Genomic DNA, 25184 nt, shown 5'->3' on the forward strand with positions numbered 1-25184 from the left:
AACTGAGCGTGAACACCGGCGACACCGGAGCCCTGGGCGCGATCGGGGAGCACCGGATACGACTGACCGAGCACGAGGCCCTGTCTAATCTGCACACGGTGCTGCAGCTGTGCGCGGCCGGCGAGCTGCGGTGCAGCGAGAAGACCGCTCGCCCCTCCGCGGCGACGGTCCGCGCCGTGGGCTCACAGCTCGCGCACGGCGATTTCTACCTGCACGACCCGATCTCGTCGTTCGCGTGGCCGCTGATCATCCAGGCCGGTGGGCTCGCCAAGATCGATGGCGGGCGACTGCGGCTGACCCCAAAGGGCCGTACTGCCCTGCGCAGGCTGCCGGCCGAGGTCATCTCCCAACTGTGGCAGCGCTGGCTCACCCATGCGGTGATCGACGAGTTCAGCCGAATCGAGCAGATCAAAGGCCAACGCGCACACAACGTCCTCACCTCGGCAAAGAATCGCCGAGAGACCGTCGCACGGGCACTGGCCGGCTGCCCACCCGGGGAGTGGATCGGCGTGGATTCCCTCTTCATGTCCATGCGACGGAAACGCTTGAACCCCAACATCGCCCGCAGCGAGATGGCGCTGTGGAAGCTCTATCTCGTCGACCCGCAGTACGGCAGTCTCGGCTACGACGGCTACCACCGGTGGGAGATCCTCGAGGGCCGCTACACGCTTGCGGTGCTGTTCGAGTACGCCGGCACGCTGGGACTGCTCGACCTCGGCTACCTCCACCCCACCGGGGCCCGAACGGACTTCCACGACAACTGGGGTGGCGACGATCTGGATGCGCTGAGCAGGTACGACGGGCTGAAGGAGATCCGGCTCAACGCCCTGGGCTGCTACGCCCTGGGCCTGACCGACACCTACCAACCGCCCACCGACGACGAGATAGCCCCGGCGCTGAAGGTGCTGCCCAACCTCGACGTCGTCGCCACCGGAACCCTGCTCCCCGGTGATCAGCTGCTGCTGTCCGCCTACGCCGAGCACACCGCGGACCGGGTCTGGACCCTCACCGCGGCGAGCCTGTTGGCAGCGATCGATGCAGGTCGCCCACTCGAAGACCTCACGGCCTTCCTCGCCCAGCGGACCGACCATGAGCTGCCCGGCTCGTTGAGGACCGTCATCGACGACGTCACTCGCCGAGCCACCCAGCTGACCGATCACGGCCACGCCCTCGTGATCGAATGCACCGATCCCGCACTCACCGCGCTCATCACCCGCGACCGCGCACTCCGAAGTCTGTGCCGTCCGATCGGCGACCGTCACCTCGCGGTCCCCCTCGACCGGGAACCAAAATTCCGCAAAGCCCTGCTGAAACTCGGCTACGCTCTGCCGGGACAGCCCACACCCTGAGCGACGACGGGCTCCATTCGTGGGGGTGGCGAGGCGCGGCAATTGGGGCTGCCATCTTGGAACGCCGGAACGGTTCGAATGTGTTCAGCAACGTTAAGGTGTGATGCGAGCCATTCGCCGACTGCTTTGCCGGTCGGCGTCATTCTCAGACCCGCGGCACACTCGGCCACGCAGGCCCTTCGCCCGTCTGGTGCCCGCCGACAACTTAACGTTGCTTAATGATTTGGGTCACACTTAACCTCGGTGCATCCGATCAGGCCCGAGGAGGTGAAGCCCATGCGAACGTCGCCTGCACGAACTGACGCACATCGACCGCAGCGTGTGTCTGCCGCCGATGTCGCGCGAGCAGTCGGCGTCTCGCCGGCCACCGTCTCCTATGTGATGAACGGGCGGTCCGGGGTGTCGGAGGAGACCCGCGCACGCGTCCTCGAGGTAGCCGAGGAACTCGGGCACACGTCGAGCGCCCGGGCGGATCGCCTCCGATCGCACCAGACCCGCGTCATCGGCCTCGTCCTGACCGACATCGCCAATCCCTTCTACACCGAGATCGCGGCGGGGACGATCGACGCGGCCCGGACCCGGGGGTACGAGGTATTCCTCGCGCACACCCAGGAAGATCCGGCGACGCTGCGGTCGGTGGTGGACGCGATGATCGCCCGGCACGTCGACGGGGTCGTGGTCACGGTCCTGCACCCGGACGACGGCGACGTGATTCGCTCGCTGCGAAGCGCCCGCATACCGCTGATCCAGCTGTCTCGGCGGATCGAGCGGATCGAGGCCGATTTCGTCGGTATCGACGACCGGGCCGCCGCATCGGAGATGATGGAACATGTTCTGGAGCATGGGTATCGAGACATCGTCACCATCGTCGGTCCTCGTGTGTCCAGCGCCTCCGCCGCTCGGGAAGAGGGATTCACTCGCATCGCCGAATCCCACGGTATCCGCAGCCTCGCCTCACACCACATCAGCACCTACCTCAGCGAACAGGGTGGCTACGCGGCCGTCGAGGGGCTCCTCGCGCGCAAAACTCTTCCGCGGGTGATCGTCTGCGGAAGCGATGCCATTGCGCTCGGGGCGATCAGTGCGCTGCGCGCGCACTCGATCTCCGTCCCCGAAGACGTTGCCGTCACCGGCTTCGACGGCCTCTTCCCCGGCGCCTCGCCCCTGGTCGAACTGACGACCGTCAACCAACCCCGCCGAGAGATGGCCGAACAGGCCCTCGAACTCCTCACCCGCCGTATCGACGGAGCCGGCGGCTCGTATCAATCGGTACTGCGCGCCCACCAACTCCGCATCGGAACGACCTGCGGGTGCCCACGGAAGGAGCCCACGACCGTCCCGGTGACGGCCGGACCCACTCCGTGAGCGCGCCGCGCACACAACTTCATCACCATTTCTCCGACGCGCTCCGCGTCCGGGGACCACCTCTCGACACCCTGAGAAGGGCACTCCCATGTCTGACAACCACTCCCGCACGGCGTCCGTGCCGCCCGGCGAGGACCTGAACCGCCTCATCTTCCGCAAGCTGATGCCGCTGCTGATCGCCGCGTACATCATCGCGTTCATCGACCGCACCAACATCGGGCTGGCGAAGCACCATCTGGAAGCCGATCTGGGAATCTCGGCGGCCGCATACGGTTTGGGCGCGGGGCTGTTCTTCCTCGCCTACTCACTGTGCGAGGTTCCCAGCAACCTCATCATGTACCGAGTCGGCGCCCGACTGTGGATCACCCGGATCATGGTCACCTGGGGTCTGCTCTCGGCCGCGATGGCGTTCGTCGAAGGGCCGGTGTCGTTCTACATCCTGCGGGTGCTCCTCGGGGTGGCGGAGGCCGGCCTGTTCCCCGGCGTGATGCTCTACCTCACCTACTGGTTCGGCCGCGAGCAGCGAGCCCGCGCCAACGGATCGTTCCTCGTCGCGGTGTGCCTGGCGAACATCATGGGCGCCCCCATCGGCGGCGCGCTCCTGGGTCTGGACGGTCTGCTCGGCTGGCACGGGTGGCAGTGGATGTTCGTCCTTGAGGGGCTGCCCGCCGTGGTCCTCGCCGTCGTGGTGTTCAAGTATCTGCCCAACGGCCCGCTCGACGCCAAGTGGCTCGACCCGAAGCAGGCCCGGGACCTCACCGCGCGGCTGGCCAAGGAGCAACAGGACGGCGCCGACGCGTCCGGCACCCATTCGTTCGCCGGTGTGTTCAAGGACAAGCAGATCCTGCTGGTGATCGCCGTGTACTTCACCCATCAGATCGCGGTGTACAGCCTCACCTACTTCCTGCCGAGCATCATCGGCGAGTGGGGCGAGATGTCGGACCTGACGATCGGGTTGCTCACCGCCCTGCCGTGGGTGGCGGCGGCGATCGGCACGCTGGTCCTGCCGCGGTACGCCACCAACGGCCGACGCTCGCGCAAGATGCTGTTCGGCGGAATGTCCTCGATGATCGTCGGCTTCACGATCGGCGCGGTGTCGAGTCCGGCGCTGGCACTGGTCGGGTTCTGCATCGCGGCCTCCACCTTCTTCGTCGTCCAGTCCATCCTGTTCGCCGTTCCGGCGGCCCGACTGGCCGGCGCCGCCCTGGCCGGCGGACTGGCCCTGGTCAACACCCTCGGAATCCTCGGCGGATTCGTCGGGCCCTTCGCGATGGGGCTGATCGAGACGGCGACCGACAACCCCTCCGCCGGGCTGTGGTTCGTGATCGCGCTCGTTTCCGTCGGGGCGGTGGTCAGTCTCACGCTCGATATTCGCGACCCACAGAAGACAACAGCCACCAAGAACGAAAGTCAGGTACAGGCATGACCGAACGGATCCTCGTCGTGGGCGCGGGAGCCATCGGCGGAGTCACCGCCGCCCACCTCGCCCGCGCCGGCCACGACGTCGTCGTCCTCGACGCCAACACCGAGCACGTCCGGTTGATGAACTCACCGGGACTGCGGTTCGACGAACTCGGCAGCACCTCTCACATCAAGATCACCGCCGTCGACACTGCCGCTCACCTCGACGGTCGCTTCGACTTCGCGCTCGTCACGCTCAAGGCACCCTTCCTCGGCGTGGCACTCACACCGCTGGTCGACGGAAACCTGGTGGACACGTATGTGTCCCTCGGAAACGGGCTGGTGCAGAACACCGTTCAGGAGCTCGTCGGCGCCGATCGGTTGGTCATCGGAATCACCGAATGGGGCGCCACGAACCTCGGTCCCGGACACCTCGCCCAGACCACCGTGGCACCGTTCGTCATCGGCGAGATCGACGGCACACGGACCGACCGCATCGAGCGACTGGCGCGCGTCCTGACGGCGGCGGCCGACGTGCACGTCTCCGAGAAGATCGTCGGCCAGATCTGGTCGAAGTTACTCCTCAACAGCACCTTCTCCGGGCTCGGCGCGATCAGCGGACTGCTGTACCGGGACGTCGCCGCCGATCCGCTGGGCCGGGAGGTCGCGTACCGGTTGTGGACCGAGGCGTACGACGTCGCCCGCGCGGCCGGTGTCGTCCTCGACGAGATCGTCGGCGTGCAGCCGGATCACCTCGTCGTCCGTTCCGCTGACGACCTCGACCGCGCGGACGCCGCACTGAGCGTCCTGATGACCCGGCTCGGCGCCACGAAGGCCTCGATGCTGCAGGACCTCGAACGCGGCGCCGTCACCGAGGTCGACGTCATCAACGGCGGCGTCTCCTCGACCGCCGCGGCAGTCGGCGTCCCGAGCCCGCTGAACTCCCGCATCGTCGAACTCGTCCACGACTGCGAACGCGGACTCCGCGAGCCGGGCCGCGACACCCTGGCCGCTCTGGCCACCGTCCCCGCCTGACGGCACACCGCTGAGAACCCCTCCCCCAACCAAGGAATCGAGACCATGAACGACACCGTCATCATCACCTGCGCGCTCACCGGCGGAATGACCGTCCCCGCCCAGAGCAAGGCCATCCCGATCACCGTCGACCAGATCGTCGAGGAAGGGGTGAAGGCGGCCGAGGCCGGTGCCTCCGTCCTGCACGTGCACGTGCGCGAGGAGGAGACCGGGCGACCAGTCGCAGACCTCGACCTGTTCGAGCGCGCACTGTCCGAGCTGAGGAAGAACACCGACGCCGTCCTCCAGCCCACTACCGGGGGCGGGCGAGGCATGACCGTCGAAGAGCGCGCCTCGGTTCTGAAGTTCCGTCCCGAGATGGCCACCTTCAACGCCGGCAGCTTCAACTTCGGCCTCTTCCCCGTCGCCTCCCGCGACCTGCCGTTCGCGGACTGGGAACGCGACTACCTCGAGGGCACCACCGACTACATCTTCAAGAACACCTTCGAGGACATGACGTACATGGCGCAGCAGATGCGCGAGTCGGATACCCGGCCCGAGATCGAGGTCTACGACGTCGGGCAGATCTTCAACCTCGAACAGCTGGTCAAGGACGGGGTGCTGGAGGCTCCGTTCAACCTGCAGTTCGTGCTCGGGGTACTCGGCGCGAACGCTGCCGAGCCCGACCAGCTCATCCACATGCTGCGCACCGCCGAGCGTGTGCTCGGCAAGGACTCGTTCACCTGGTCGGCTGCCGGTGTGGGATACCGCGGCGAGTTCAACCTCGCCGCACTGTCATTGATGCTCGGCGGCAACGTGCGCGTCGGACTCGAGGACAACCTCCGCATCAGCAAGCGCGAACAGGCCACGTCCAACGCGCAGCTCGTGCGGAAGGTGGTGGACCTCGCCGCCATGTTCGACCGGACCCCCGCCACACCGGACGAGGCACGTGCGCACCTGGGCCTGAAGGGTTCGGCCGCGGTCGCGTTCTAAGCCTCGGTCCGACCTGAGCCCATCCGACTACCGGAGAATTGCATCAGGCGACCGACAGAGCACGCCCGCCACTGGCTCTAATGTATTCGGAATGAGTGACACGGATCCGGCAGCGGTCGACGTTGATCAGCTCGACGACGGCGACTGCTACTGGATCGTCGGGAGCGGCAGCAAGCGATCGGGCCGCAACCAGGTGGAGGACTTCCAGGCGTCCGGTGAGTGGCGAATGGATCCCGATCCCCGTTACGAGCCCAAGGTCATCGACATGCGGGTGGGCGAACGCATCACCGTCCGGACACGGAAGAACGTGACGGACGACGTGCCGTTCGACCGCCGTGACAACTCGATGTCGGTCATGGACTTCCATCTGCGCGGTGTCATCACCGACAACCCGGGCGACGGGTGCTCGGTCAAGGTGGAGTGGGAGAAGGCCGCCCCCACGCCGAGGCGGTACTACCTGTACACCAGCCAGGACACGGTGTGGCCGGTCGGCCGCAACATGCGCCCTGAGTGGGACGACCTCATCGCTTTCGCGTTCGACGATCAAGACCAGGACATCGACTACTTCCGCAACCTGCAGTTCTGGGCGCCGCGCTTCGGGGACAGGTGACACGCTCGCGAGCTTTCTGGGTACAAGTTCTTCGGTACGACATCGCGTATTCCCCGAGCGAATGCCGCGCGACCGACGGATGGATGAACGTCAGGGCGACACACATCGAACGGCACACGGACTGGACCTGCGCGTCACCACCCCACGTGGCGTGGCCGTGACCCGGGTCGGCTACGCAGAGCCACTCGACTCGGTCGACCAGTTACGTGCGGCGACAGTCGCTTTGACCAATCAAGCCCGGGCACTGACCGGGCTGTGAACCCACACCCGCGGCGACTGGGCTGAACCGCCGGTTGCCGCGGGATCCTCCCAAGGTGTGATCAGGTTCCCTCCCGGGGTTGATACCGCCGTCGGCGCGCCCGGCAAAATTCTTGTTGTCAGCAAAACCCCTCTCAACAAGGAGATTCACATGTCGACCACGACGCACCCATCGCCGAGTGCAGATACTTCTCCGATCACGGCACGGTCCAAGTTCCCGCGCCGGGGATGACGGTGACGTCGATGCCAGGGAAGCCCGCGGAGTGGAACGTCGCACCAGCGACCACGAGACCGGATCCGGTCACTACGCTGACCGGATTGTTGCCCGCAACGTCTGTGGTTCCGCCAGCACCGGTACTGACGTTCCGCCAATGCACGAAGCACGCACACCCCGTGTTGGAAATCGCAGAGTTGCTGCCGGAGAAGGTGGTAATTCCCGGCGACATCGTGTCGGTCGATGCGACAACGTCCATCCTGCTGGTGGGCCAGTAGGCCAGTGCGCTGATGTGAATTCCCGCCACGGGAATGGGCAAAGTCGTATCAACCGGCGCCGCGGATACCGATGCAGCACCGAAGGCGTAGATTCCGACCACGGAAGAAACCGCGACCATCACGATCGACGGGCCACCACGCATGACTCGCGGCAAGGCTCTCATTGCGAACTCCTGACTCCGTCGGCGTATGAATGGACCTGCCCTCTACATCCGAAGCCGGTAGTGGGCCGTTACCACCACTCTCGGGTTGCCCCCGGTACGACACAGCCTGCCGCAGCTTTTTCGAACTGGCCAGAAACAGAACGCTGGCAACGGCTGCAGACGACGGCTGAGCTTCACGCTCGCCGCATTACCCGACTGGGTGACCACGTAGTGGACCACGTGGTCACCCGCCTGTGTGCAACGCGCGAACCGACCATTGTGATTCAGGTCATACCGCGATCTCGTCCCCGCCGGAAGGTGGGGTGACGCAGAGCCGAGTTGCATACCAGGAAGGTCATTTCCATGACGCAAACCGTTGATCGATCCGTGTCCGTTCTCGCCGATTCGGAGCCTGTCGACTATCTCGCCCGGGCGAAGGCGGTCGCTCGCGTCGTCGAGCAGGAGGCGGATGCGATCGAGCGTGACGCGACGATCACCCGGCCCGTCTACGAGGCGCTCGCGGAGGCAGAGCTGTTCTGGACCCTCGTCCCGACCGAGTTCGGCGGCGGCGGGCTGGGCATCGTGCAGGCACTCGAAGTGATCGAGGAGATCTCGCGGGCCGACGCGTCGACGGGCTGGGCGCTGATGGCCAACTCCTTCAGCACCGGCATCGCCGCCGGGTTCATGAACGACGAAGGCGCCCGCGAGATGTTCGGCGGCCCGGACCGGGGTATCACCGCCGGCATGATCATGCCCACCGGCAAGGCCGTCCGCGTCGAGGGCGGTTACCGCGTCACCGGCCGCTACCAGTTCGCGAGCGGATCGGCGCACGCCACCTGGATCGGCGCGGGTTTCGTCGTCCACGACGACAACGGCAACCCCATTGTGGACGAGGCCGGCACCCCCGACTGCCGGGTCGGCTTCCTGCCGCGGGCCGACGTCGAGTTCCTCGGCAACTGGAACGTGATGGGACTGGTCTGCACGGGCAGCTACGACTACGCCGTCCACGACCGCTTCATCCCGGACAAGTTCACGATGGAGACGTTCTCCACCACCCCGGTCCGCTCCGAGGCCGTGTACCGGCTGGGCTTGCTCGGCATCGGCGTCGGCGGGCACGCGCCCGTGGCACTGGGTCTGGCGAAGCGGGCGCTCGAGGAGATCGTCCGGATCGTCGCGAACAAGGCGCGCCCCGGCTACGCCACCGTCGTCGGAGAATCGGAACTGTTCCGCCGCGAGTTCAGCAAATACGAAGCGCTGTACCAGGCAACGCGCCTGTACGTGTACGCCGCCCACGAGGACGCCGAGGCCAGCGCGCGGGCCGGTGTGGAGATCACCGACGAGCAGCGCGCCCGGTTGCGTCAGGTGATCACCTGGTCGCAGGAGGTGGCCGGCGAGATCGTCGGCTTCGCGCACCGCTGGGCCGGCAGCCAGTCGATCCGCAACCCCAGCGCGCTCGGCCGGTGCGTCCGTGACGCCGCAGTCGCGACGCAGCACATGCTGGTCGATCAGATCACGCTCGTCGACGCCGCCACCCCGATCATGCGCGCATACACCGTCTGAACACCCCCAATTCATTTACAACGGAAGGACCCCTGATGGGACAGCTTGAAGGCATGGTCGCGCTGGTGACGGGAGCCGCACGAGGGCAGGGGCGCTCGCATGCCATCCGGCTCGCGGAAGAGGGCGCCGACGTCATCATCGTCGACCTCTGCGCCAAGCCGGCAACGACGAAGTACCGCGGGGCGACGGAGGACGACCTCCAGGAAACCGCCCGGCACATCGAGAAGTTCGGGCAGCGTGCTCATGTCGCGGTCGCCGACGTGCGGTCGCTGACTCAGCTCCAGGACGTGGTCGCCGAGGGTGTCGCGAAGCTCGGGCGCCTCGACACCGTGGTCGCCAACGCCGGCATCTTCTCGTCCGCTCCCCTGCACGAGCTCACCGAGGAGCAGTGGGACGAAATGGTCGACATCAACCTGTCGGGCGTATGGAAGACCATGCGCGCGACCGTCCCCGTCCTGATCGAGCAGGGCGAGGGCGGATCGATCGTGCTGATCAGCTCGACCGGCGGCCTGCAGGGCTTCCCGAACTTCGCGCACTACGTCGCCGCGAAGCACGGGGTCACCGGGCTCGCCCGAACCGCCGCCAATGAGCTGGGCGCCCATAGCATTCGGTGCAACTCCATCCATCCCACGTCGGTGCTGACGGACATGATCGACAACGAGGACATGTACCGTCTGTTCCGTCCCGACCTGGAGACGCCCACGCACGAGGACTTCCGTGAGGCGTGCGAGACGGCGATGAACGTGCTGCCGACGCCGTGGATCGAGCCGGTCGACGTCAGCAATGCCGTGGTGTGGCTGGCGTCGGACGCGGCTCGTTACGTCACCGGCATCGCCATGCCCGTCGACGCCGGAGCCCTCAACAAGGTCTGACCCGCCGAGTCACGCGAGTGCGGGGCACCCGGAACTAGGCCGGGGTGCCCCGCCCCGCGTGCGCGAACGCTGCGGCGATCTCGTGACGCCTGCTCATTCCCAGCTTCTCCAAAATGTGTTCGACGTGCCCTTCCACCGTGCGCGGCGACAGCACCAGCTTGGCGGCGATCTCCTTGTTGGTCATGCCGGCGGCCACGTGCGCCGCCACCTCCTGTTCCCGCGGGGAAAGTGTGTCTTCCGGGCGTGTGCGACCCGCCGGAACCTCATCACCGGACGGCACCGACTCCCCGAAGACGAATCCGGTGATCTCCGAGACCGACATCGCGGCTCCGCTGGTGTGGCACTTCTCGAACCGATCGTCGCCCAAAGCCTTTCGTGCCTGCTTCTCGAAGCGGGCTCGCTGCTCCACCCAGTGACTCGAGCCGTACAGCTGCATGCCGAACGACTCCCACATCGACGAGGCAGCCCCGAGGAGCACGGCCGATCGTTCCGCCGAACCCGCCTCTGCTTCGGCCCACCCCAGGAGGTCGGTGACCAGGGTGGTTCCGACTACGTCGTCGAAGTCACGTCTGAGCTGCAGGCTTTCGGAGCCCAGCCGAAGGGCGTCGTCGAAATCCTCGTTCATCAGCGCCACCAACCCGAGTCCGTAGACGGCGTAAGAGCGCAGCCACGACTCCCCCGCCGCAATGGCACGCTGGTTCACCGTCTCGAAGAGTTCTGCGGCCCGCGCCGTCTCGTCGGTGAAGCAGTAGAGCATCCCCAGGTGGACGCGGAGCGTGTGGGCGAGATCCTCCCGTTCCGGGATTCCCTCATACATCTCCAGGGCGGCCGTCAGCCGGGTCTCCGCCTCCTCGAAGTCGCCGGCGAAGAACGCCTTCAACCCCATGACGTCCGCCGTGAACGCGCCGGTGGTCGCGTCGTCCGCGGTCAGGTTGACGGCGTCGGCCTCGGTCAGCGATCTGGCGGCGGACTCGCGGTCGCCCTGCAGGGTCTGGACGAGGCCCAGGTTGACGAGCATCCGCCCCCGGGTGGCGGTCGGCGCCGTCTCCCGTTCGAGGATGCGGTTCAGCCACATCCGATGCTCGCGCACCGAGAACCCGCACGACCAGAGAAACCAGGCGCGCGAGACCATGTCTGCCGCCATCCGCACTTCGTCGTCGTCGGACGTATCCAGCAGTGCCGCGTGCAGTGCCGACCGGATGTTGGCGTGGTTGCGACGCAGCTTCTCGCTGCCAGTGCGTTGATCGGCGCTGAACCAGTTGTCCGCCGTCGTCGTCACCAGCCGCGCACACCAGCGCAGGTGCCGCAGCGTCAGGGCGTCCATCTCGGACGCGGTCAGCTTGCTGTTCCCGTATTCGCGGATGGACTCGAGCATCCGGAACCGCACGTGCGTGCCGCCCTCTTCGCGGTGCAGGATCGATTTGCCGACCAGAGCCGAGATGCCGTCGAGCACGGTGTCCGCCGGGACGTCGTCGTCGCTGCACACCTCCTCGGCCATGCCGAGGTCGAATCCGCCGGCGAACACCGAGGCGCGTGACCAGAGGAGTTGCTGTTCGCGAGTGCAGAGTTCGTAGCTCCAGTCCATCGTCGCCTGGAGGCTGCGATGCCGCTGCGGGCCGGTGCGGTTGCCGGTTGTGAGGAGATTGAGGCGGTGATCGAGCCGATCCGCCAGTTCATACACCGTCAGCACGGGCAGTCGCGCGCAGGCCAATTCGATGGCGAGGGGCAGACCGTCGAGGCGATCGCAGACGCGCATCACGGCGTCGCGGTTCTCCTCGGTCAGCTCGAACTTTGAGAGCACGGAGGCGGCCCGGTTCACGAACAGTTCCACCGCGCTGCCCGTTCCGCGCGCCGGGGTCGGCGACTCCGTCCCGTTCACCGTGGGCAACGGGAAGAGCGGGAAGACGAATTCGTCCGGAACCGAAAGAATCTCGCGGCTGGTGGTGACGATACGCAGTTCCGTCGTGGAGCGCAGCAGCACCGACACGAGTTGCGCGCATTCGTCGAGGAGGTGCTCGCAGTTGTCGAGGATCAGCAGCATCCGCCGCGTCCGGAGGTACTCGATGATGGTGTTCTCCGTCGGGCTGGCATGCATGTCGCGGTTGGCGAGGGCGAGCCCGTCCACGACGGTCTGGGTCAGGAGTTCGGGGCTGCGCAGCGCGGCGAGTTCGATCACGCGCACCCCGTCCGGGAATGCACGGCGGTACTCGACGGCGGCGTGGATCGCCAAGCGGGTCTTGCCCATTCCGCCCGGGCCGGTGATCGTCACGAGCCGGTGGTCGCCGAGCAGTCTCCGCAGTTCGAGCAGTTCTGTTCGTCGCCCCACGAAGCTCGTTCCGTAGACCGGCACCGACGGGACCGCGGGCATCGTCTCGACGGGGCCGTCGTGGGACTCGCCGGTCGACAGTTCCTCGCGGATGCTGGTGACCCGACGGGCCAGCGTGGTCCTCGACTTGTCCCACTGGATCCGTCGCGCGATCTCCACGATCGTGATGTCGGGGTCGTCGGCGATCAGCTCCCGTATCGTCGAGTCGACGGGGTCCACGACGGAGCCGCGTCGGCTGCGGTGGTCGGTGGGAGGCTGGTCGAAAGTGAGCGCCCGGCGCACCGTGTTGCGCGACATTCCGAGCTGCACCGCGATGTGCTTGATGGGTGATCCTTGCCGGTGGAGTCGGCGAATCTCGTCCCACTCGTCAGCGTTCACAAGGTCCCTTCTGGACTCGAACCCGGTCGGCCACCCTCCCGGTAATTGAGATCTGGATCACCTTGGTCGCTGGCCGTGCCCCCTGTCAACTATCGGGGGTCAAGATGTGTCACCACGGCCGCGCGCTCTACGCGGCCGAGCGCCGCCGACACACCGGAAGATGCTTTTTATCTGCAGTAATGCCGAACACGACGCCCGCTCGCGCGTGACCGTAGCGAACCACGTAACTGGACGGTTCCGCCGCACTCCCGCACGGGGCAGGGTGATGCGGACCACAGAACGATCCGTGGTGATGACTTACCCGAAGCGACGATGGAGTCCGCATGACCAACAGCAATGCCGCCGCCCTGAAGGCAGCTTTCGCCGCCGCCGACGAGGGGAACCCGGTTCCGCTCGTGGAGCTGTACTCGGACGAGATGACGTGGGCCGGTTTCACCCTCGAGGGAACCCTGCGCCTCTACACCAAGGTTGAGTTCCTCGAGGCGTTCGGCGTCTTGGCGAAGCTCGACGAGTCCCGCAACGAGGTGGTCTCCGTCGACGTCGTCGGTGACGACCTGGTGACCGCCAACGTCCGGGCGTACCGCCGCCTCGCGGAACTCGAACTCGACACCACGATCGTGATGACGCACCGCTTCGAGGACGGCAAGGTCACCCGCGGCACCGACATGTGCTCGGCGACGTTCGAGGAGTTCTGGGCCAAGACCGGGCTGTCGGTCTAGCCGCTGACCGGCCGCCGCGGCAGCGCGGCGGCCGGCAGCTCTCCCTCCACCCGAGACTGAAGAAGGTACCGATGCGCACCACCGCCTCACCGCACCTCACCGCCACCACCCCCGAAGACATCGCGGACGCCTACCGCACCGTCCTCGGAAAGTTCTGCACCGGCGTCGTCGCCGTCACCGCACTCGACGACACCGGGGGTCCCGTCGGACTGACCGTCGGCTCCTTCAGCTCCGTCTCCCTCGACCCCGCCCTCGTCGCCTTCTTCGTCGCCCACACTTCCACCACGTTCCCCACCATCGCCGCCTCCGGCCGCTTCTGCGCCAACATCCTCGCCGCCGACCAACACGAACTCGGCCGCACCTTCGCCCGCAGCGGCACCGACAAATTCGCCGGCATCGACTGGACCCCCGCCACCACCGGATCACCCCGCCTCACCGGCGCCCACGCCTGGATCGACTGTCACATCGACCTCGTCCAACCCGTCGGCGACCACCACCTCGTCGTCGGCCGCATCGTCGAACTCGGCGCCACCAACACCCCCGACCCCCTGCTGTTCTACACCTCCACCTTCCACCAACTCACCCCCACGAGCCCCGCATGACCACCGCCCAACCGGCCCGATCCGTCGTCCGCTGCGCCGACGCCGAAATCCCCACCGACCACGGCCCCTTCACCGCCACCGCCTACCGCTCCGCCACCGGAACAGAACACCTCGCCATGGTCTTCGGCGACCCCGCCGGCACCACCGCCCTCACCCGCGTCCACAGCGAATGCCTCACCGGCGACGTCCTCGCGTCCCGGCGCTGCGACTGCGGCCCCCAACGCCCCGCAGCACTCGAGCGCATCGCCCACACCGGCGCAGGGGTCCTGCTATACCTGCGCGGACACGAAGGCCGCGGCATCGGACTCGCCGCGAAAATCGCCTACCAACTCCAGGACCGCCTGGGCCTCGACACCGTCGACGCCAACCTGCACCTCGGGCTACCCGTCGACGCCCGCGACTACGCCGACGCCGCAGCCATCCTCCACGACCTCGGCATCGACTCCATCGACCTACTCACCAACAACCCCGCCAAGGCCGCCGGCCTCACCGCAGCCGGCATCACCGTCGCCCACATTGCGCCCCTCGAGATCACGCCGAACGACCACAACACCCACTACCTCGCCACCAAGCGCGACCGGCTCGGGCACAGGCTTACCCGCGTGCGACTGACCGACACTCTCTAAGTTGTCTGTTGGTCGACAGATTATCTGGAAGCCACCGATCCTTATTTTCGTCGGAGCCAACCAGCCGACAGTCAATGCAAACTCGATAGGTCGGCGCGCATCCCGGTGCGCGCGCACCGACCGCAGCACTCGAGCGACGACACCTCGCCGAGGTTGCACGCGGGTGATTGAACGACGTCGCGAGAGATCGACCAGCCGACAATGTGAACGGACGATCCCGACAATTGCCCGTGGTCAACGGCCTCGGCGATTACCGCGGCAACCCCCCTCGATACATCGCTTCCACGGTGGTGGGCTTCGCGCTACGACCCTTCCCATTCTTCCCGTAGCGGTATCGAGACTCCCGGTATTCGGTCCCCGAGAAGGTGAATTGACCAGATCGTGCACGGCTCAGCTCGGCCCTACGTGCGCGGGCGCGCGTGACCAACTCGAGCTCTCCCGCAGTAAGTGGGCGGCGGCGCGCGATAGCCTCCGCCTTCTGCACGAACCGGTCCAGCTTCTCGAACTCGCACTCAACCTGCGCGGACCTGGCATCTCGGCCCGTTTTATCGCTCATATCGAGGTCGCCTCCTGGCGTCATCAACTTTTGCAGGACGACTTGATCGCGATCCGCTTACCAGGTTGAATCGACCGCACTTTCTCCAAGTGCTTGTCGGTATATCCGTTCTCCCAGATCCCCTGGGATAGGAACCTCGAGAGCTGATCGACTTTGCCGCCGTAACTTGCGCCGACAAACCAGCACACGGCCGATTCAACAGGTCTAACGGTCTTGATCATGCGAATTCCTGCCATTGACTCGTCTGAATTTGATGTCACATCTCTCATCGCCTACACCCACACCCCCCGCTGCGCGAGGATCCAGCGCACGGGGTCGAGGCATCGGAAGGGTGAGATCCCGCTGTTGTGGAGTCGATCTCCGACCGGTGATTCGCCGAGTGCCGAGACGGCGAAGAAACGGCTCGAGAGTGCATTGCCGGTGGGCGGCTGATCCACCGACATCACCATTGACCGCGCCTCGAGTTTGTCGAGGAGGCTGCGCACCTCTTCGTGCAGCAGCTGCCCGTCCACCTCGTGGTACGGCGCGCGCTGGAGGCTGGGGTCACGCAGGAAGGCGGCGCCCCGCTGCGACATGATCTCGCTCCAGTCGCTGCCTTCCACTCGCTCGAGCGCTTGCAGCGCATCGAACTTCGACAGCACCACGGCCAGGTTCGGGGTCCCGGCACCGATGATCGACAGCACCGTCCGCAGCACCGACCGCGGGTCGCCGCCCACCCGCTCCTGCGCCGGCACCAGGTCGTGCAGCTGCTGCCGCACCGATTCGACCTTCAGCGGATCGAACATGAACACCACGCCGTCGGCCTGCGCGAAGAACTGCATGTGCGTCGCATCCACGTTGCCGGGGTTCTCGAGGTCCTCCCCCGCCACATCCCGGATCACGAGATACTGCCGGGTGTCGTCCCGCAGGCCGGGGCCGAGGCTGAAGATCAGCGGCTCACGCTGATACGGATTGCCCGTGTGCGACGCGGGTGTCGACTCGAGAATTCCCCGCTCCTCGAACAGCGGTCGCTCGTAGTGCTCTCGGAAGTTCACCTCGGTCTCACCGGTGGCAGGTTCGACCACCCGATTCAGCCGCTCCCCCAGCAGCTGCAGGGTTTTCACCAAAGCCGCAATGTAGACGGTCTTTCCGGTGGCGCGGGCGCCGGCCATCGCGATGCACGCCGCCCGGCCATCGCGCCAGCCGACGGGGAGCTTGTAGTGGCACTGCGGGCACACCTCCACGACGGGGCCGCCGGCCTTGCCCGTCGCGTAGTCGTCGGCCGGGGCCCAGTCGTCGGCCGCGTCGGCGGGGCGCTGCAGTTCGAAGACCTTCCCCGACCGCACCTGGCTGCCGTGGTATTTGGTGGCGACGTCGTCGACCTCGACGTCCGTCGGGGCGACCGCCGTCCACGCATACCAGTCACCGGTCAGGGTCGTGAAACACCGGGGGCACTTCGTCATCGTCGTACGCCTTCCGAAAACAAGCTCGCCGACACATCGGCCAGCAGCGAGGTCACCACTACAGACAGACTCGACAGCTCGGGCGCGGCAGACGACGGCACCGCGGTGATACCGGGCGCACTTACGGCCGTGTCACTCACGAGCACGAGGTGGCGGATCACCGTGTCGGTGCACGTACCGTCCCAATCGGCGGGCACCGAATCGGTCACCGTGAAGGCCAGGGTGCGGGTGTCGCGCTCACTCCGGTCGACGGCCGCCGATCGGAACCCCATCCCGAGCGCGGCCGAGTCGAGTTCGGCCTGAACCTGATTCGCGACGTCCCGCAGCTCGGCTACGGGCAGGGTGGTCACCGTGTGGCCGATCAGCCGGACCACCAGTTCTTCCCGGGTGCCCACCACGGCCGCGACCCCGGCAACCACGTCGATCACCGTACGGACGCTGCCGTCGTCGATCCGGGCCAGCATCGACATGGTGGTGTCGATGTCGACCTCCACGTCGAAGCGGCGCGGTTCGGGCAACCGGTCGAGCGCGAGGGCACTGCGCGCGGCCGACCGGGCCCGGGAACCCACATCACTGAGCGACACGTCGACGGCAGTGCGGCGGGCGGTGATCGCGACCCGCGGCCCCGCTGGGGCAATCGTCGCCAACTCCACCTGGTGCAGCCCCGACACGTCGACGGGGGTCAGCTCGGCGCGCTCGGAGTCGAGGTCGCGACTGCTGTCGACGCCGATCGTCACCTGCAGCACCGTCCCGTCCGGAAACGCGGCGCCCTCGCCGTCCGGCCGGGCCACGACGACGATCTCGGAATCGACCCGCGGCAGGATCAGCAGCCCTACCCGCGGATACAGCGCCGGTTCCGCCGGCCTGCCGTCGGGCAGCGTGGCACGCACCGGCACGGCCGTCGTCACCGCGGCCACGGTGACCGCGAGCGGCCGATTGGGCAGTTCGACGCGGCCCGCACCGTTCAGCACATATCCCGACATCAGTTCGATCCCTTTCCCCTGCATGCGGTGCGCATGCGTCCTGTCGTCCCGCTCATCGCCGGCCCGACCGTTCGTGAGCGAGAAGCACGAACCCTGATTCGACGTCCTCGAGCCACGTCGACGCGAACCGCGCATACGCGTCCCCGGCCCGGAATCGGTCGCCGACGTCGTGCCGCTCCCGCATCTCGGCGCGCAGCGAGGCCGACACCTCGAAGGTGCCGACGGGACCGCGGTAGTCACCGTCACCCATGATGATCGACGCGACCTGCTCGAGAAGCGACCGCCGCGCCTGCGCCGGCCCGACCTGCAGTCGGCACAGCAGGTCGTCGCGACTCAGCACCGATTCGATGTGCGGCGCGGCCGGCGAACTGAGGACCGCCGACCGGACCACCCAGTGCTCGTTCAGGGCACCACTTCTCACCAGATCGACCAGGGCGGTGATCGCGAAATCCGAGTCCTGATCCACCGCGCGCGCCAGCGCGTCGACATGATCGGCGGGCATGGTGGGCATGTAGGTGCCGTTGTGCGGCGGGAAGAACTGGAAGGAACCCGGCGACCGCGACCACGGCGAGTCGGACGAGCAGATCCGGCGGAAGCTGCGCGGGGCAGGCATCTCCGTAGTCCTTGAGCACCGGCCAGCCGTGCCGTTCGAGTGCGCGTCGGAGCCGCGGGTCGTCGATCCGGTCCCACTGATCCTGCGCCCGGATCAGCGCCCACGACACCGCCAGCTCGTCGACCGGGTGCGCGACGCCGAAGACCAACGTGCCGCCTCGATTCGCGTCGATGTGCTTGACGAGCATCTCCACCTCCGGTCCCCACGGCTCGAGCAGGAGAACAGGCAACAGCAAGCGGGGTGGGACATGATCGGGGAAGGCGCCGACGAGTTCGCACCACTGCGCGACAGTGCAGGGGTAGGCGTCGACGAGCGCATCGACGTCGCTCGACGCCCAGCCGCCCGCACTCGCTTCGTAGAGCGCCCGCCAGAGGGCAAGCGGTGCATAGCCTTCCCACGCCCGCTTGTGGTCGTCGGTGCCGCTCTTCACCACCGAGAACACCGCATCGGCGACGATGGCGCACAGCGGTTCGGCGCTGCGGCACGGTGCAGCGATCAGTTCGTCGGACGTCGGTACCCGGACCTCGTCGACGAGCCAGCGCAACACCTCGGGTGCCAGCCGGGCGCCGAGTGGGCGGCCGGCGAAATCGGGGTGACCGGCGACGGCCGACTGCAGCAGCCGATACGTGTCGGCTCCGACGGCGCCGAGCCCGGTGACCAGGGCGGGGCCCGCCTCGCGATCACACAGGACCGGGACGACGACGCGGTCGAGCAACGAGGCGGCGAGGTCGCGACCGGAGTCGCCGACGAGGCGGGCGTGCAGAAGCAGATCGAGCATCTTCACCGCGTCGTGCGCCGCGGCGGCGGGGTCGGTTCCCTGACTCTGCACGAGCGTCGAGAGGACCTTCTGCGCCTCCCGCTCCACATCCTCCGAATGCGGCCACGTCGCGAACAGGGCGAACTCGGCCGGACCGGCGGCGCGGATCCACTCGCGGTCGGCGAGAGCGCGATACGTGAGAACCCGTCCGGCCACGTCCCACACCACTGGGGCGGGTCCACCGCCGCGTCGCCACTCCGCGACCACCCGGCAGGCCTCGTCCATGCTGCCGGGCAGGTGTTCGTCCACGACGTGACCGACGATCGCCAGTTCGTCCGGGAACGAGGCCAGCGCGTCCGGCGACTGCGCGAGCACCACGGCCGCGGCCTCGGGCAGGGCGTCGTGCAGTTCGGGATTCGCGAGCACGGCCATGGCGAGCGGCCAGGTGCCGGCGAGGTCGCGGTCGCCCACGGCCGCGGCCAGTGCGTCCTGGTGGTCGAGCGCGCGCCGGGCGCTGCCGGGATCGACGAGCACGGTCTGCGCGAGCACCGACCACGACGTGACCGGCACGAGCTGCCCCGTCGCGGTCCGGTGCGGTTCCCCGCCCCACTCGCCGAGGTCGGGGGTGTCGGTCTCGCCGAGAACGACGCAGCCGGCGATACCGTCCACGGCGTCGCCGGTCGGTACGCACACCAGATGCACACCCCGGGAGAGGGTGTCGACGACGGTCGTACTCCGGTCCGCGGTCGACCAGCCGAATCGCTGCGCGGCACCCGGGGACATGAAATGCGAGACCGCACCAATCCACCGGGCCGCACTCTCCGTGTCGACGCAGCCCAGCACGACACCGGGACCACCGTGCATCGCCTGATCGACCGCGTCGAGGAGAACACCCAGCACACCGACGCGCCACGTTCCGGGATCGAGCAGGAAGTCGAGAATGGCTGCGCGATCGATGCTTCCGCCGGGTGCGGGCGCACGGTCGGGGAGTTCGGCGGCCGCGACGGCGTCCGCGCCGAACGGCGCCAGCCAGTCGGGCGAACCCCACCGTTCGATGGGACGGACGGCGTCGCCCGGCTCCCGGTCGACGACAACGTGCGCGAAGACGTTGCCGGGCCGCCCCGACGCATCGGCACCCGCGGGCGCCGTGTGCCAGTAGCAGCCGCCGGTGTCCGTCGGGGCGTAGACCAGGCGCCGTGGTCGCGCCGCGATGTCGGCCGGTGTGGGGAACTGCGGCATCGGCTGCACGGAGTCGAACCGGGTCGCGACCCCGGCGCGCATGAACTCCTGCTCGGCCGCGCTCACGCCGTCGGTGACGTCCTTGACCTGCCAGCCGCCGCCCGCCCGGCCTCGGTCGGGGGCGTCGAACGACGTGTAGGTGAGTTGACCGAACCGCGGCGGCCCGGGTGTGTGCTGCGGTGCGCTCATTCCACCGGTCCGGGCGGAAGGTCGAGCAGGCGAAGCTGATCGACCGGCGGATCGATCAGCGCGAGAGTCCGGTTGGTCTCCGGCCGCACATCGGCGAACACGCGCAGGAATCCCACCCTGCCGGACACGTCGGCCGTCCAGGGCTGCCCGAAGTCCTTGCGCAGGCCGCGCGGGTGGAAGCTCCGGGCCCCGGCCGTGGTCTGGCCCTCGCCGCGGACCTCGAGGGGTTCGCCGTCGCGGGCGCTGAGCGGCAATCGCCCGGCGTTGAACACGACGACGAACGGCGGCGCCGTCGGCAGCTCGAGTTCGGACGCGAGCCGGATGACGGCGGTCGCGGCGTTGCCGGTCGGCGACCGCTTGGTCTCCAGCCGGTATTCGATGCGCAGCAGTCCCGGGTACTCCACGGTGGCCGGGATCCCGACGATCCGTTCGCCCGCCGTGTACGCGACGGGGACGACGTGGACGGAACATCCCCGCGGCGGCAGCGGTTCGGGCAGATGCAGTCCGCCGTCCCGGTCGTAGGTCGAGCGGGAGATCTCGGCCATCGGCCGCTGCTCGATGGCGTGCTCCGCGGAAATCTCCGGCGCACTGAGGTATACGGACACCGACGCCGCACCCTCCGGCCACGGGAACGTGAGCACCTGCTCGGAGCAGCGTTCGACGATCCGGACATCCCGCAGCGGGGGCAGCGGACGCGTCGCGATGAACGTGCGACCCACCTGAACCTGCCCGTCGAGCGCCGTCACCGGCGTGAAGTACGCGCGCACCCACCCCCGCGGCCACGACACATCCGTCATCCGGTGGGTGCCGTTCTCACCCGCGACGGCCGGATGCACCAGCCGCGCGGAACCGGGAAGTCCCCCCGACAGCTCCAGGGCGTCCGCGGCCAGCACCGCGCCGTCGAGACCGGCCCGCGGCGCCGACTCCGTCCGATACAGCACCACAGCGCCGATGCCGGGTGGGGTCCACTGCAGATCGAACCGCAGGTTGTCGCTGTCGCCGTGGGTGGTGACGTGTAGATCCTCGACCTCTTCGAGCACCGCCGACACCGCGATCTCGGCCTGCGCGACGGCCGACAGGCGGGTGTGCCCGTCCACCTCCACTTCGCAGATCGCGCGGTAGAGGTAGCGCTGCCCGCGGCGGGCGTCGCGGTCGACGAATCCGCCGAGGTTGGCCTGGTCTGCGAGGATGCGGTGCCGCTGGTCGTTGTCGACGCGGACGCTGCCGTCGAGCGGGATGCGCAGCACGCGCACGGTATTGACGGTGGGCCAGGCACTCCACTGGCCGATGACGGCGCCCTCGTCCTCCATCACGACGACATCGGTGACCGGGCTGAGGATCTCGCCTTCCGCGATCAGGACGGGCTGCCGGCGGACGGCGTCCCGCTCGTCGCGTCCGACGTGGCACCAGACCTGCAGGTGCCGCACCGCGGCCGCCGGAGGCTCGGTGTCGACGAGCAGCGTGCCCCGGGTGACGCCGACCAGACGGCCCGCCTCCGGCTTGTAGGCGCGATGGTTCTCGCCGGACACCACCCGGTAGAGCACCGTCTGCCCGGCCTGCACCGGGAGAGGCTCCCATTCGAGCAGGTGCCCGCCGGTGGGTTCGGTGCTGATCGTCACCACGCCAACGGGGTGATCCGCGTCGGCGTGCAGGAATTCGCAGAAGTCCTCGGTGCGCAGCGACACCACGTGCTCGCTGCCCGGCGCGGGTTCGGTCACCGGCGGTGGTGACGCGACGGGCGTGGTGGGTGTGGACGCCCGGCCGGGGGTCGCCGTCGACGGTGCCGCCGACAGCACGGCGACGACGTCGTCGACGAACACCTTCGCCTGCCGGGGCAGCATCGGCTCGATCTCCTCGGCGGTGCGCCGGTTCGAGCGGAGGATCTGCTGCAGATGCGTGTCCTTGACCACGCCGGGGCGCAGCCGGTCGTCGTCGATCAGCCGCTGTCGCCACTGCTGCAACGCGGCGAGACCGCCATCGGACACTGCGGGGGAGGCAACCTCGGTCACGGTTCCACTCGCTTTCAGAAGTTGAGGCCGTCGACGACCGGGACGACGAACGGGGTTCGCGCGACGCTGTCGTGGCCGGTCGTGGTCTGCCGGGCCGGACGCAACTCGAACTCGGGAATGTGCTGCATCTCCACCACGTCGGTGCGACGCCCGTGGGCCGAGCGCAGGTCCTCGTCCGACAGTCCGTCGGTGTATTGGGTGGTGACGGCGACGAGCCCGCAGCCGACGCGCACGCGGGTCACCGTCTCACCCGACACCGCGGACAGGCCCTTGGTCGACGCCGTGTCACTGAAGATCGTCCGGTCGAAGAACGCGACCCCCTCCGATTCCGTGCCGATCCCGGTGACGAACTCGTCGACCCCCACCCGCCGCGGCACTCCGCCGTCGAAGTATTCGACGGTCTCGAGCAGGCCGTGGGCGAGTTCTTCTCGGGTTCCGGTCAGTTCGGCGAGGGCCCGCTGCCACAGCACGGCGGCGCCGGTCGCGCGGATCGTGCCCTGGTCGAAGCGCAGCGACCACTCGTCGAGCGCCGAACCGGAACCGGCGCCGGGCTTCGCGGCCAGCAGTCCCGGGTCGCGGTCGATGTCGTGACCGGCAGACCCGAGTGCGGCGCCCGCCGAGCCCAGCACGGTGTCCCAGGGATCGGTCAGCCAGCCGACGGTGAACAGGTCGCGGCGCAGGGCCTCGGCCACCCGTTCCACCTGCTCCGGGCCGGGCGTCCCGGACCCGACCGCGGTGTGCCGGGGCAACCCCCAGCCGACGGTGCGCGCCGTCGTCCGGCTCTGTTCACTGGCACCGAGCGGCTCGGCGAGGAACGCGCCGAGGGCGCGGCTCCAGGACAGGAACTGCCGGTAGGCCCCGGTGAGGTGCTCGATCTCCCGCAGTGCGACACGCAGATTGGCCCGATCCGCGGCGTCGGCCCGCGCGGCGGCGTCCCGCTCGACCAGCAGCCGTTCGAGGAATTGCTGGGTGCGCTGGCACACGATGGCCACCACCGCGGCCCACGCCAGCACGCACACGGCGATCGCCGGGCCGCCCCACCACCAGGAGATGATCTGACGCCACGCGAACACTCCGGCGGCGACGGCGAGCAGGAGGAAGAGCACGGTCGCGATGCGCACGCGACGGAACATGTGCGCCTGCTGTTCGGCGCACGCCTCGGCGAGGTCCTGGCGCTGTTCCGACTTGTCGAGACGCTCGAGCAGCACCCGGGACTCGATGACGGTGGCGTCGAGGCGGCTCGTCAGGATCGACCCGAACGACACCGCGAAACTGCGCTGCTTCCGGCTCCACCACGCGGCCAGCGCGGAGCTCGTCCGCCGGGCGTCGAGACCGATCGTCGGGTCCTGCTCCAGTTCCCGCAGGCGGTCCCGGGTCTCGGTGACCCCGAGAATGTCTGCGGGCTCGACGGCGTGCAGGCTCAGCGTCGCCGACACCATGCCCGGGATGTCGGTGAACCGATCGCCCGGGCCGGGAATCACGTCCGCCGCGGTCCGCAGGATGGCCCGATGGGCACCGACCTGCACCGGCGGAAGTCCCGCGGAACGCTCACTGGCATCCGACAGCGTGAGGGCGGCGCGCGCGTAGTCGCGCCACAGCGCCGACAGGTCCGGGGTCACCGGTTGCGGGGTGGCACCAGCCGCGTCGAGCATCGCACCGATCTGCTTGGACGCCGCCTCGTAGTCGGTCCACGCGACCTTGTGCCCGTCCGCGTCGACACCGCCCACGACGACGCGATAGGCACCCCGCGTCGAGGATCCGAACAGAGTGGCCTGCGTTGCCGACGCCACCGACGCCGACGCCCGGTTGGCCACCCTCGCGACCCACTGGGCCGGCGCGTTCCGCAGCACCGCGAACAGGAACGAGAAGAACATCCGCAGGGCCTGCACGAACCGGATTGTCCGCGGCTCGACCGCGCCCGGCGACTCCGCGCGTTCCCCGCTGAGCAGCGCACTGTGCTTGCGCCACAACGCCCGGGCCATCGTCGACGTCGCCGACGCGACATCGTCGGCATACAGCACGTTGGTGCCGGCGTCGTGCGGCAACGGCATCAGGCCGCCGAAATCGAGGAGCTCCGACCGGAGGTCGTGCTCGGCGCGCGCGGTGTCGAGGCGCCGGTAGTAGGACCGGACCACCCGCAGCGCGTTTCCGGGGAGCACGGGTTCGTCGTCGAACGGGGAGTGCTGCGCGTCGTTCCACAGCCCGGTCACCCCGGCGATCACCGGGGCCGCGTGCCGCCCGACGGCGAGCGGATCCGCGGTCGGCGCGAGGGACTCGTGCCCCATGCCCGGTCCACGCGAATCCTCGGGCGCGATGAGCAGGTTATGCCAGCCGGCGAGCGTCGTCGCGCCCCCGTCCTCGGCCCCGGGGCGGCGCACCAGCAGTCGCAACCGGCTCGACCGCGCGCCCCCGGAGTTGGACGTGAGCAGCTCTGAGACGAACCGCACCGACTCCGGATCGACCTGGGTGGTGCCGGCGACCAGAACGCAGATCCGCACCCGGTCGAGATGCCGCGAGGCGAGCACGTCCTGCAGGATCACCGCCGTGTCGGTGCCCGCCGTGGTTTCCACCGCGCGCAGTCGGGTGCCGTTGGCGACCACCGCGGTGTCGTCGATCCACAGGAACGGCGACACCAATCCGGCGGCGGCAGATCCCGGAGCACGTCCCGCACACCCTGCGCCGGACCGT

Annotated in this window: 19 protein-coding genes and 1 pseudogene; 12 read left to right on the forward strand and 8 right to left on the reverse strand. The window is 68.3% G+C overall.

Annotated elements, in window-relative coordinates; genetic code table 11:
• Nucleotides 1-8 precede the first annotated feature (8 nt).
• The 7 genes and pseudogenes from ROP_RS06735 to ROP_RS06765 all read left to right on the forward strand — a co-directional run.
• Nucleotides 9-1349: a helicase-associated domain-containing protein gene (locus tag ROP_RS06735; RefSeq protein ID WP_012688580.1), complete on the forward strand. Its 1341-nt coding sequence runs from the start codon at nt 9-11 to the stop codon at nt 1347-1349.
• A 321-nt stretch (nt 1350-1670) separates the two neighbouring features.
• On the forward strand, nt 1671-2714 hold the full coding sequence (locus ROP_RS06740) for a LacI family DNA-binding transcriptional regulator (RefSeq protein WP_012688581.1): 1044 nt from the start codon (nt 1671-1673) through the stop codon (nt 2712-2714).
• An 88-nt stretch (nt 2715-2802) separates the two neighbouring features.
• Nucleotides 2803-4140: an MFS transporter gene (locus tag ROP_RS06745; RefSeq protein ID WP_012688582.1), complete on the forward strand. Its 1338-nt coding sequence runs from the start codon at nt 2803-2805 to the stop codon at nt 4138-4140.
• On the forward strand, nt 4137-5150 hold the full coding sequence (locus ROP_RS06750; RefSeq protein ID WP_012688583.1) for a ketopantoate reductase family protein: 1014 nt from the start codon (nt 4137-4139) through the stop codon (nt 5148-5150). Before ROP_RS06745 ends, ROP_RS06750 begins: the two co-directional genes overlap by 4 nt.
• Nucleotides 5151-5195: 45 nt before the next feature.
• On the forward strand, nt 5196-6122 hold the full coding sequence (locus ROP_RS06755) for a 3-keto-5-aminohexanoate cleavage protein (RefSeq protein ID WP_012688584.1): 927 nt from the start codon (nt 5196-5198) through the stop codon (nt 6120-6122).
• A gap of 91 nt (nt 6123-6213) precedes the next feature.
• Entirely contained in the window at nt 6214-6732 is a 519-nt protein-coding gene (locus ROP_RS06760; protein WP_012688585.1) for a hypothetical protein, read from the forward strand.
• A 115-nt stretch (nt 6733-6847) separates the two neighbouring features.
• Nucleotides 6848-6991 (forward strand): annotated as a pseudogene (locus ROP_RS06765) (pyridoxamine 5'-phosphate oxidase); the annotation flags it as partial.
• 196 nt (nt 6992-7187) lie between these two features.
• Here the strand turns inward: ROP_RS06765 and ROP_RS06770 are convergent.
• Complete coding sequence (locus ROP_RS06770) at nt 7188-7646, reverse strand: hypothetical protein (RefSeq protein WP_012688587.1); 459 nt, start codon at nt 7644-7646, stop codon at nt 7188-7190.
• 342 nt (nt 7647-7988) lie between these two features.
• On the opposite strand from ROP_RS06770, the gene ROP_RS06775 reads away from it, so the two are divergent.
• Together ROP_RS06775 and ROP_RS06780 are read left to right on the forward strand one after the other, a co-directional pair.
• On the forward strand, nt 7989-9185 hold the full coding sequence (locus ROP_RS06775) for an acyl-CoA dehydrogenase family protein (RefSeq protein WP_012688588.1): 1197 nt from the start codon (nt 7989-7991) through the stop codon (nt 9183-9185).
• 35 nt (nt 9186-9220) lie between these two features.
• The gene (locus ROP_RS06780) at nt 9221-10057 is read left to right on the forward strand and encodes a mycofactocin-coupled SDR family oxidoreductase (RefSeq protein ID WP_012688589.1); all 837 of its coding nucleotides are present in this window, start codon (nt 9221-9223) and stop codon (nt 10055-10057) included.
• A 34-nt stretch (nt 10058-10091) separates the two neighbouring features.
• Here the strand turns inward: ROP_RS06780 and ROP_RS06785 are convergent, their stop codons facing one another.
• The gene (locus tag ROP_RS06785; RefSeq protein WP_012688590.1) at nt 10092-12761 is read right to left on the reverse strand and encodes a LuxR C-terminal-related transcriptional regulator; all 2670 of its coding nucleotides are present in this window, start codon (nt 12759-12761) and stop codon (nt 10092-10094) included.
• A gap of 323 nt (nt 12762-13084) precedes the next feature.
• On the opposite strand from ROP_RS06785, the gene ROP_RS06790 reads away from it, so the two are divergent.
• From ROP_RS06790 to ROP_RS06800, 3 genes are all read left to right on the forward strand, one after another.
• Nucleotides 13085-13480 (forward strand): hypothetical protein, encoded by a 396-nt coding sequence (locus ROP_RS06790; RefSeq protein WP_012688591.1) that lies wholly within the window; start codon nt 13085-13087, stop codon nt 13478-13480.
• A 71-nt stretch (nt 13481-13551) separates the two neighbouring features.
• On the forward strand, nt 13552-14082 hold the full coding sequence (locus tag ROP_RS06795; RefSeq protein ID WP_012688592.1) for a flavin reductase family protein: 531 nt from the start codon (nt 13552-13554) through the stop codon (nt 14080-14082).
• Complete coding sequence (locus ROP_RS06800) at nt 14079-14708, forward strand: GTP cyclohydrolase II (RefSeq protein ID WP_012688593.1); 630 nt, start codon at nt 14079-14081, stop codon at nt 14706-14708. Before ROP_RS06795 ends, ROP_RS06800 begins: the two co-directional genes overlap by 4 nt.
• An 828-nt stretch (nt 14709-15536) precedes the next feature.
• Here the strand turns inward: ROP_RS06800 and ROP_RS06810 are convergent.
• Genes ROP_RS06810 through ROP_RS06830 form a run of 6 tightly spaced genes read right to left on the reverse strand, consistent with a single transcriptional unit; the run spans nt 15537 to nt 25129 of the window.
• A complete protein-coding gene (locus tag ROP_RS06810; RefSeq protein WP_012688594.1) occupies nt 15537-16706 on the reverse strand; it encodes a TRAFAC clade GTPase domain-containing protein in 1170 nt (389 codons plus the stop codon).
• Nucleotides 16703-17713, reverse strand: a complete 1011-nt coding sequence (locus ROP_RS06815) for a hypothetical protein (protein ID WP_012688595.1) — start codon at nt 17711-17713, stop codon at nt 16703-16705. The genes ROP_RS06810 and ROP_RS06815 overlap by 4 nt, the downstream gene beginning before the upstream one ends.
• Nucleotides 17714-17741: 28 nt before the next feature.
• Nucleotides 17742-17939: a hypothetical protein gene (locus ROP_RS44015; protein WP_231868864.1), complete on the reverse strand. Its 198-nt coding sequence runs from the start codon at nt 17937-17939 to the stop codon at nt 17742-17744.
• On the reverse strand, nt 17932-20487 hold the full coding sequence (locus ROP_RS06820; RefSeq protein ID WP_012688596.1) for a hypothetical protein: 2556 nt from the start codon (nt 20485-20487) through the stop codon (nt 17932-17934). Before ROP_RS06820 ends, ROP_RS44015 begins: the two co-directional genes overlap by 8 nt.
• Nucleotides 20484-22496 carry a hypothetical protein gene (locus tag ROP_RS06825; RefSeq protein ID WP_012688597.1) on the reverse strand — a complete coding sequence of 671 codons (2013 nt, stop codon included), beginning with the start codon at nt 22494-22496 and terminating at the stop codon, nt 20484-20486. The genes ROP_RS06820 and ROP_RS06825 overlap by 4 nt, the downstream gene beginning before the upstream one ends.
• A gap of 14 nt (nt 22497-22510) precedes the next feature.
• A complete protein-coding gene (locus tag ROP_RS06830) occupies nt 22511-25129 on the reverse strand; it encodes a hypothetical protein (RefSeq protein ID WP_012688598.1) in 2619 nt (872 codons plus the stop codon).
• Between the last annotated feature and the right edge of the window lie 55 nt (nt 25130-25184).

Origin of the sequence: Rhodococcus opacus B4, from assembly GCF_000010805.1 — a bacterium.
Taxonomy (GTDB): domain Bacteria; phylum Actinomycetota; class Actinomycetes; order Mycobacteriales; family Mycobacteriaceae; genus Rhodococcus_F; species Rhodococcus_F opacus_C.